This is a genomic window from Nocardia neocaledoniensis (assembly GCF_003182135.1).
GTDB classification, from domain to species: Bacteria; Actinomycetota; Actinomycetes; order Mycobacteriales; family Mycobacteriaceae; genus Nocardia; species Nocardia neocaledoniensis.
Genome location: NZ_QGTL01000019.1, coordinates 98,830 through 105,967 on the forward strand (window position 1 = coordinate 98,830; position 7,138 = coordinate 105,967).

A 7,138-nucleotide genomic window follows, 5' to 3' on the forward strand; every position below is an offset into this window, starting at 1 on the left:
TGGAGTTCTCTGATGACCGATATCGCCTATCGTCTCGCGCAACAGCGCTCTATTGTTACGGCGTTGCCTGGGCCGCGTTCAGCCGTACTGGCACACCGGCGCGGCCAAGCCGTCGCGGCCGGGGTCGGGTCCGCGGTACCGGTGTATGCCGCCGACGCCGATGGCGGGGTGATCGTCGACGTCGACGGCAACTCCTTCATCGATCTCGGCTCAGGGATCGCGGTGACCACCGTCGGCGCCGCCAACCCAGAGGTAGCCGCCGCCGTGGCCGAGCAAGCCCGTCGCTTCACCCACACCTGCTTCATGGTCACCCCCTACGAGGGATACATCGAGGTCGCCGAACAACTCGCGGCCTTGACCCCGGGCGCACACGACAAGCGCACGGTCCTGTTCAACTCCGGCGCCGAAGCCGTAGAAAATGCCGTCAAGGTGGCGCGCCTTGCCACCGGCAAGACCGCGGTCGTCGCCTTCGACCACGCCTATCACGGGCGCACCAACCTGACCATGGCACTGACCGCGAAGTCGATGCCCTACAAGGCCCGGTTCGGGCCGTTCGCGCCCGAGGTCTACCGGATGCCGACCTCCTACCCCTACCGCGATCGGCTCACCGGCGAGCTCGCCGCACGCCGCGCCATCGACCAGATCGACAAGCAGATCGGCGCCGAATCGCTGGCCGCGATCATCATCGAACCGATCCAAGGCGAAGGCGGCTTCATCACACCGGCCCCGGGTTTTCTTCCCGCGCTGGCCGACTGGGCCACACAGCACGGTGTCGTGTTCATCGCCGATGAGGTGCAGACCGGATTCGCACGCACCGGCGCCTGGTTCGCCAGCGAGCACGAGCAGATCGAGCCCGACATCATCGTCATGGCCAAGGGCATCGCAGGCGGTATGCCCCTGGCCGCGATCACCGGGCGCGCCGAACTCCTGGATGCCGTACACCCAGGTGGTCTCGGCGGCACCTACGGCGGCAACCCGGTGTCCTGCGCCGCCGCGCTGGCCACCTTGCACACGATGCACGATCTCGACCTGCCGGCCCGGGCCAGGGCCATCGAGCACGCGATCAAGCCACGGCTGCAGGAATCGGCCGATCGGACCGGCGTGATCGGCGACGTCCGCGGCCGTGGCGCGATGCTGGCCATCGAGATCGTCCACCCAGGCACCACCGACCCAGACCCCGACCTCACCACATGGATCGCCGCCGAAGCCCTCGCCCGAGGCGTGGTTCTGCTGACCTGCGGCACCCACTCCAACGTGATCCGGCTGCTGCCACCCCTGGTGATCAGCGACGACCTGCTCGACGAGGCCATCACCGTGCTCGACGATGTCCTGCACGCAGCGGCAGGCCGCCGATGACCGACATCGACGCCCTCTTGGCCGCGCTGCCGACCGACCTGTGGATCGGCGGCCACCAAGTGCCGGCGGCCGGCGGTTCGAGGTTCCCGGTCCACAACCCGGCCACCGGAAAGGTCCTGGTCGAGGTAGCCGACGCCGACCCAGCCGATGGCGCGCAGGCCCTGACCATCGCGACCACCGCCCAACCGTCGTGGGCGGCGACGCCGCCACGCCGACGCGCGGAAATCTTGTACCGAGCATGGGAACTGGTGACAGCACGCCGACACGACTTCGCACTGCTGATGACCCTGGAAATGGGCAAGCCCCTACCCGACAGCTACGCCGAGGTCGGCTACGGCGGTGAATTCCTGCGCTGGTTCGCAGAGGAAGCCGTGCGGATCAACGGCCGCTACACGCCGTCCCCATCGGGGAACGGGCGAATCCTGGTGACCAAACAGCCTGTCGGTCCGACCTTGGCGATCACGCCGTGGAACTTCCCCCTGGCCATGGGCACCCGCAAGATCGGCCCCGCGCTCGCTGCCGGCTGCACGATGGTGGTCAAACCCGCCTCCGAAACGCCGTTGACCATGCTGCTGCTCGGCCGGATTCTCGCCGAGGCCGGTCTGCCAGCCGGTGTCCTGTCGATCCTGCCGACCTCGCGATCAGCACAACTGACCGACCCGATCCTGGCCGACTCGCGCCTGCGCAAGCTCACCTTCACCGGATCCACCGCGGTGGGCAAACATCTGCTCGCCCGCGCGGCCACCTCGGTGCTGCGCACCTCGATGGAACTCGGCGGCAATGCGCCGTTCGTTGTGTTCGCCGATGCTGATCTCGATGCCGCGGTCGAGGGGGCGATGGCCGCCAAGATGCGCAACACCGGGCAGGCGTGTACCGCCGCGAACCGCTTCCACGTCGACAACGCGGTCCGCGACGAATTCACTGCCCGGCTCACCGAACGCATGCGTGGGCTCACCATCGGCCCTGGCCACTTCGACGGCGTGCAGGTCGGTCCATTGGTCACCGACAAGCAGCGTCGTGCGGTCGACGACCTGGTGACCGATGCCGTCACCAAGGGGGCGGTGGTCACCACCGGCGGCGCCTGCGTCGACGGCGACGGCTACTTCTACACCCCGACCGTGCTGGCCGACGTCAGCGCCGACGCGCGTGTTCTGCGCGAGGAGGTATTCGGGCCGGTCGCCGCGATCACCGGCTTCGACGGCGAGGACCAGGGCATCGCTGCCGCCAACGACACCGAATACGGTTTGGCCGCCTACATTTACACCTGTGACCAGCACCGTGCGTTGCGCGTGTCGGATGCCGTCGAAGCGGGGATGGTCGGAGTGAATCGCGGGCTCGTCTCCGATGTTGCCGCCCCTTTCGGCGGAATCAAACAATCCGGTCTCGGCCGGGAAGCCGGCAGCGAAGGCATCGACGAGTACCTCGAGACCAAATACGTTGCCCTGCAATAGGGCCGTGGTCAGCGGTGACGTGGACCGGACCGTCGTCGGCTTCGCCGACGAGCAGCAGGTCGTCGAATGGGCGTATTTCGAGGCGTGTCCCAGGCAGCCAGCCCAGGGCGGTCATCACGTATCGGTCCAGGACCCTGCCCGCGTCGCCGACCGTTGACACGCCGTACAGCAGGTCGTCGTCCGGGATCTTGTCTGGTCCCGGCGTAGTTGGCGGTGTACCGCGAATCAGCTGTTCCAGTGGCGCCTGCGGGGGAAATCAGCGGGGGATCACCGTCGTCCCCAATCGTTCCCCGTGCACAGTCCGGCCGGGTCAGGGATGGTCGATCCTGGCAGATCTGCCAGGAGTTCTTGCAGGTGGGTGCGCATTTCCCAGGTCACCTCCGTGTGTTCGAGTGCGCTCGAACACACGGCACGCAAATGCGGCAAATCTACCGTGAATCTGTGCGCGAGGGGGGACTCGCATACAGATTTCGGATCAAAGCTTCGGAAATGTGTGATCGAGAGCGATCGAATACATATCGCGAAGCTGGTGCGCACCAATCCTATACGAGCTGCTGAGTCGGTACTGCGGTGTCCTGTCGCGGCCTCCTGGCATCGCTGGTCGCAGGTTCACGCCCTCGGTGGGGCACATCGAAGATGGAACGCGGGTGGGCTGGGACTTCATGCTGGCTGCTTGGTAGTCGAAGCGGATTCAGCGCTGGGGTGAGAGGCGATGTGGTGATCAGTGAGTGGTCATCAGATCACCGGCCGAACCATTGCCGGGTCGTGATCTGGGCAGTATGGCACTCGTGGCACAAGTTTCCTGGTCGGCGGGCATGCCCGAACACCGCGCGGGTGAGCATTCCACGGTCGATGCACACTCGGTCGGCCGCGACAGCCGGATCAGGGCTGTGATGCTGCCTACGGCGTAGCGTGCGGCCAGCAGATTCGATATCAGAGCGAGCCGACGCCATGCATCGCCGCAGCGGCGGCGGTCGGGACCAGCGCGCCGAATCCGAGAGAGACCAGCCTCGCTCCAGCCGGTCGATACTCGTCTAGGTGCGATACTGCCAGCCCTGTCAGTACGACCGCGGCGGTGATGGAGACCGGGTACTGCGCCGAGAACGCGGTCACTGCCACCGCGATGCAACCGAGAACCAGTCCGGCCAAGGCCCAGCGCCAGCGCAATTCTTCGGCTCCGACACCATCCGAACGCCACACGGGGATCTCCTAGTTGACCTGCATCCATCGTAGGGCAGCCGTCGTGACAGTCCTATGGTCGTCGTGTGCCGTGCTGATGGATAGTGCGGCATGAATTGCTTTCGGCAGCGGACGCGTCGGGACCCGCTCAGGGGAACCTCTGGGCGTGCGGTCGCCAAGGTCAACACCGCTTCCAGGAGCCGCGCGAAGTGCCGCATCCAGAGGGTTCGCCACCGCAGCGGTGGCCGTGGTCCATCCGGTCATGACCACCATCGGACGTTCGGCGAAAGCGTCGATGCCTGCCGCGTCGATGCCTCAAACCACGCCGATACGAGCAAGGGAGTCGTCGGCTACCCACGATCACCGGACGAGCACGTCTTGCTCGATGGGGCCGGGGGGAAGGTGGCCGGTTGTCCGGTCTGGCGACGCAGCCCATAAGCCTCCCGTTGTCAAGTTCGCACCTGCGCACATATTGCATTAACCTCGACGGTGTCGGACGAGGTGAGCCAGGAGGTCGGCTGTGTTGGAGGTGCTGCGGCATCGAGGTTTCCGCCGGTTGTTCACCGCGCAGGTCGTCGCACTGGTCGGTACCGGACTGCTGACTGTCGCGCTGGGCCTGCTGGCCTTCGACATCGCCGGTGCCGACGCGGGTGCGGTGCTGGGAACGGCGCTGGCCATCAAAATGGTCGCCTATGTCGGTGTGGCACCGGTGATTTCAGCAGTGACAGATCGGGTCCCGCGGCGAGTGCTGCTGGTCTCGGCGGATGTGGTGCGCGCGGTTGTCGCCCTGGCGCTGCCGTTCGTGAGCGAAGTGTGGCAGATCTATCTGCTGATCTTCGTTCTGCAGGCTGCGTCGGCGACGTTTACTCCCGCCTTCCAGGCCGTGATCCCGTCTGTGCTGGAGGACGAGGAGGACTACACGCGCGGGCTGTCGCTGTCGCGGCTGGCCTATGATCTCGAGTCGCTGCTGAGCCCAGTTCTGGCTGCCGCGTTGCTGACGGTGATCAGCTACAACTTGCTCTTCGTGGGTACGACGGCGGGTTTCGTCGTGTCGGCGGCGATGGTCGTCGGTACGCAGCTGCCGCGGCGAGTGCCGGTCGATCGGTCGGTGCCGCTGACCCGGCGTATCACCGGTGGCGCGCGGATCATGGCGGCCGATCCGGTGCTGCGCGGCCTGCTGGCGATGAACCTCGCTGTTGGGGCCGCTACGGCGCTGGTTGTGGTCAACACGGTGGTCTATGTCCGCGAGCTGCTCGCGGGCCCGCCGTCCGCGGTCGCTGTCGCGCTGGGCTTCTACGGTGCCGGATCGATGGTCGTGGCGATCTCGATGCCCCGGCTGCTCGCCGTGATGCCCGACCGTCGGTTGATGCTGACCGGCTGCACCGTGCTGCCCATCGGCCTGGCCATGGCGGCAGTCCTCGCCGCCATCGAGCCCGCCCCGGCCTTCGGGTGGGTTCTGCTCGCGGTGGCGTGGCTGCTGCTCGGGGCAGGAGCGTCGATGATCAACACCCCGGCGGCGCGGCTGCTGCGGGCGCAATCCAATGCTTCCACGCGTCCGGCGGTGTTCACCGCCCAGTTCTCGCTGTCGCACGCGTGTTTTCTGCTGACCTACCCCGTCGCGGGCTGGGTCGGTGCGGTGGTGGGGCAATTCGCCGCAGCGGTGGCGCTGGCAGTGCTGGCTACACTTGCCGGGATCACGGCTGCGCGAGTGTGGCCCAAGACCTTGCCCGCAGTTCCGCAGGCCCAGACAGTCGAAAGTCGGTGAACCAGCATGATCGGTGAGCTCGGTTCGAACGCCAGCCAGCCGGTCGTGCCGAGTCTCGTCCATGCTGTCGAACCAGATCCGCCGCGTCTGGAAGCCGCGACCTCGGCATTCCGGATGCTCGCCGATCCCACCCGCTTGCACATTCTGTGGATTCTGGCCTGCGGAGAAGCGGATGTCAGCGCGCTGACCGAGGCCACGGCGGCCTCGCGGACCGCCGTGAGTCAGCATCTGGCGAAGCTGCGCTTCACCGGCATGGTCGAGACCCGCCGTGAGGGCCGCCATATCGTCTACCGCATCCGAGACGGCCACCTTGCCAGGCTGGTTCGCGAAGGTCTCAATCTTGCCGATCACATGGTGACAGGAGAACAACCCCATGCATGAGTCGAGCCGCCCGCTGCCCACCTCGGCGGCGGTGAGGATCCTGGCGCGAACCGCGGCGGCGTTCACAGCCATCCTCGCCGCGCTGGCGCTGACAGCCGGCCCGGCCGCGGCACACGCCGCGCTGGCGAGCAGCGACCCTGCCGACGGCGCACGCATCGACACCGCGCCTGCCCAGGTGAATTTGACCTTCAACGAGGCCATCCAGTCGACCTTCGCCGCGTTGACCGTGGTCGGGCCCGACGGTCAGCACTACGAACGTAGCGAACCGAAGACTCAGGGCAAGATTCTGTCGACTGATCTGACCGGCCTGGGCCCGGCAGGGGTTTACACGGTCGGGTTCCGTGTCGTCTCCGAGGACGGGCACCCGATCCAGGGCAGCTACACCTTCGACCTGACCAAAGCCGCCTCGACCACTCCGTCGAACAGTGGCACGCCTGAACCGGCGACGACGCAACCCGCCGCCGCCGAGGGCGACGAGCCCAACGGCTTCCCGATGTGGATCTGGGCCGTGGCTATCGTGGTCCTGCTGGCCGGTGGACTGGCGGTCGTGCTCGGTGCCACCCGTCGCAAGAGCTGAGCTGCCCGAGCCCCCGGCGCAACTGCTGCGCAGGACATAGTCCTGCATCGATCGCGGCAGTAGCGAGGATGCGGAGCGTCTGATCGACCGATTCGTCCGAGGTCGAGAGTCCCCCTTCGATCGAGGTGCGAATGGTGGTGATCAGCACTCCGGTGACGATGGCGGCCAGCAGCGGTGGCGCCACCGAAGGAGTTTGTTGCAGGGGTGAGGCGGACGGTGAGCGCGTCGGTGATTTCGTCGTGGGGTTGACGTACGGACGTAGACACCACCGGGTCGCGGAGGTGCTTGCGCGCACCGTCAGTGGTGGCATCTGGTACGGACCGCGCGTGCGATGGCCCGTGGAATACTGCGATCGTGCCCAAGCTCTGGAACGACACCATCACCGCGCATCGTCAAGCCGTGCGGGACGCCTTGCTGGACACGACCGCC

At 66.7% G+C, this 7,138-nt stretch carries 7 protein-coding genes; 6 read left to right on the forward strand and 1 reads right to left on the reverse strand.

The window, feature by feature from the left end:
- The first annotated feature begins 12 nt into the window (after positions 1 to 12).
- Genes gabT through DFR69_RS34730 form a run of 3 tightly spaced genes read left to right on the forward strand, consistent with a single transcriptional unit; the run spans position 13 to position 2,964 of the window.
- Complete coding sequence (gene gabT / locus DFR69_RS32650; protein WP_110041544.1) at positions 13 to 1,356, forward strand: 4-aminobutyrate--2-oxoglutarate transaminase; 1,344 nt, start codon at positions 13 to 15, stop codon at positions 1,354 to 1,356.
- The gene (locus DFR69_RS32655) at positions 1,353 to 2,807 is read left to right on the forward strand and encodes an NAD-dependent succinate-semialdehyde dehydrogenase (RefSeq protein WP_110041545.1); all 1,455 of its coding nucleotides are present in this window, start codon (positions 1,353 to 1,355) and stop codon (positions 2,805 to 2,807) included. Before gabT ends, DFR69_RS32655 begins: the two co-directional genes overlap by 4 nt.
- Before the next feature lie 4 nt (positions 2,808 to 2,811).
- Positions 2,812 to 2,964, forward strand: coding sequence for a hypothetical protein (locus tag DFR69_RS34730; RefSeq protein WP_167456487.1), 153 nt, complete (start codon positions 2,812 to 2,814; stop codon positions 2,962 to 2,964).
- A 776-nt stretch (positions 2,965 to 3,740) separates the two neighbouring features.
- Here DFR69_RS34730 and DFR69_RS32660 read toward each other — a convergent pair.
- Entirely contained in the window at positions 3,741 to 4,007 is a 267-nt protein-coding gene (locus DFR69_RS32660) for a hypothetical protein (protein ID WP_110041546.1), read from the reverse strand.
- 535 nt (positions 4,008 to 4,542) lie between these two features.
- Here DFR69_RS32660 and DFR69_RS32665 point away from each other — a divergent pair.
- From DFR69_RS32665 to DFR69_RS32675, 3 genes are read left to right on the forward strand one after another with little or no spacing between them, the layout of a single operon-like run.
- Entirely contained in the window at positions 4,543 to 5,751 is a 1,209-nt protein-coding gene (locus DFR69_RS32665; RefSeq protein WP_425271612.1) for an MFS transporter, read from the forward strand.
- A gap of 6 nt (positions 5,752 to 5,757) precedes the next feature.
- On the forward strand, positions 5,758 to 6,132 hold the full coding sequence (locus DFR69_RS32670) for an ArsR/SmtB family transcription factor (RefSeq protein ID WP_110041548.1): 375 nt from the start codon (positions 5,758 to 5,760) through the stop codon (positions 6,130 to 6,132).
- Entirely contained in the window at positions 6,125 to 6,709 is a 585-nt protein-coding gene (locus DFR69_RS32675) for a copper resistance CopC family protein (protein ID WP_110041549.1), read from the forward strand. The genes DFR69_RS32670 and DFR69_RS32675 overlap by 8 nt, the downstream gene beginning before the upstream one ends.
- Positions 6,710 to 7,138 lie beyond the last annotated feature (429 nt).

What these genes read in the sequence shown, in the direction of transcription:
- gabT (WP_110041544.1), top strand. Translation starts at nt 13, where the DNA reads ATGACCGATATCGCCTATCGTCTCGCGCAACAGCGCTCTATTGTTACG.
- DFR69_RS32655 (WP_110041545.1), top strand. Translation starts at nt 1,353, where the DNA reads ATGACCGACATCGACGCCCTCTTGGCCGCGCTGCCGACCGACCTGTGG.
- DFR69_RS32670 (WP_110041548.1), top strand. Translation starts at nt 5,758, where the DNA reads ATGATCGGTGAGCTCGGTTCGAACGCCAGCCAGCCGGTCGTGCCGAGT.
- DFR69_RS32675 (WP_110041549.1), top strand. Translation starts at nt 6,125, where the DNA reads ATGCATGAGTCGAGCCGCCCGCTGCCCACCTCGGCGGCGGTGAGGATC.